Source organism: Allobosea vaviloviae (assembly GCF_001298265.1).
GTDB classification, from domain to species: domain Bacteria; phylum Pseudomonadota; class Alphaproteobacteria; order Rhizobiales; family Beijerinckiaceae; genus Allobosea; species Allobosea vaviloviae_B.
This window is the reverse complement of the sequence record NZ_LGSZ01000090.1, coordinates 1-1293: the sequence shown is the minus strand read 5'-3', so window position 1 is coordinate 1293 and position 1293 is coordinate 1. Positions and strand designations below refer to the sequence as shown.

General features: G+C 65.1%; 1 protein-coding gene. It reads left to right on the top strand.

The features are described 5' to 3' along the window. Positions 1–80 precede the first annotated feature (80 nt). Positions 81–1163, top strand: a complete 1083-nt coding sequence (locus AE618_RS25910) for an IS5 family transposase (protein ID WP_054211953.1) — start codon at positions 81–83, stop codon at positions 1161–1163. Positions 1164–1293: the final 130 nt, after the last annotated feature.

Below are 1293 nucleotides of genomic sequence, written 5' to 3'. Positions count from 1 at the left end.
CAGGCTGAGGAAAAACCCTCTCGCCTGACGCGTCGTGTCATGATTCACTGATGTTGTCGGTGCGACGGGTGGAGCGGGCGATGCGCGGTTCTGATGAGCGATCGGGGTCTTTGTTCTCCTACGTCGATCTTGAGAGCCGGGTCCGTCGAGACCATCCGCTGCGGCCGATCCGGGAGATCGTCAACGCCGCCCTGGCCGGTCTCAGCATGGACTTCGAGACGATCTACGCCGCTGGTGTGGGCCGCCCGTCGATCCCACCGGAACGGTTGCTTCGGGCTCTGCTGCTGCAGGCGTTCTATGGCATTCGCTCTGAGCGCCAGATCATGGAGCGGCTGGACTACGACCTTCTGTTCCGCTGGTTTGTCGGGCTCGGGGTCGATGATGCGGCGTGGGATCAGACGACGTTCGGCAAGAACCGCGACCGCCTGCTTGGCGGTGACATCGCGCACAAGTTCCTCGCCGCCGTTCTGGCGCATCCAAAGGTCAAGCGGCTTTTGTCGAGCGAGCACTTCAGCGTCGATGGCACGCTGATCGAGGCGTGGGCCTCGATGAAGAGCTTCCGTCCGAAGGACGGCTCGGGCGAACCGCCGGCCTCGGGCAGGAACGGCGAGCGCGACTTTCACGGCGAGGCTCTCGCCAACGCCACCCACGAGAGCGCCACAGACCCGGACGCAAGATTGTTCCGCAAGGGGCCGGGCCGCGAGGCTCGGCTCTGTTTCATGGGCCATGCGCTGATGGAGAACCGCAACGGCCTTGTGGTCGACGCCTGCCTGACGAAGGCCGACGGTCACGCCGAGCGCATCGCTGCGCTCCACATGATCGAGCCGCGCGCCGACCGGCCGGGCCGGATCACGCTTGGCGCCGACAAGGGCTACGACGCCGAGGATTTCGTCAACGAACTGCGCGCGATGAATGTCGCCCCGCACGTCGCTGCCAAGGCCAGGCGATCGGCCGTCGATGGCCGCACCACCCGACATGCCGGCTACAAGGTCAGTCAGATCATCCGAAAACGGATCGAAGAGGTCTTTGGCTGGACCAAGTCCGCCGCGGGCGTCCGAAAGACCCGACACCGAGGGCTCGCACGCGTCGGCTGGCAGTTCACCTTCACGCTGGCCGCCTACAACCTGATCAGGCTGCCCAAGCTCCTCGCCGCGACGCCATGACAGGAAAACCCAGGCCCGAAGTCCGCCCCGGTCAAAGCCGACAGGCGTTGGGCCGCCATCCGAGCCGACCCAAACTGACTTCAACCCCGACCATCCAGCGCAAACAGCCGGTTTTTCCTCAGCCTGCTAA

What these genes read in the sequence shown, in the direction of transcription:
- AE618_RS25910 (WP_054211953.1), top strand. Translation starts at nt 81, where the DNA reads ATGCGCGGTTCTGATGAGCGATCGGGGTCTTTGTTCTCCTACGTCGAT.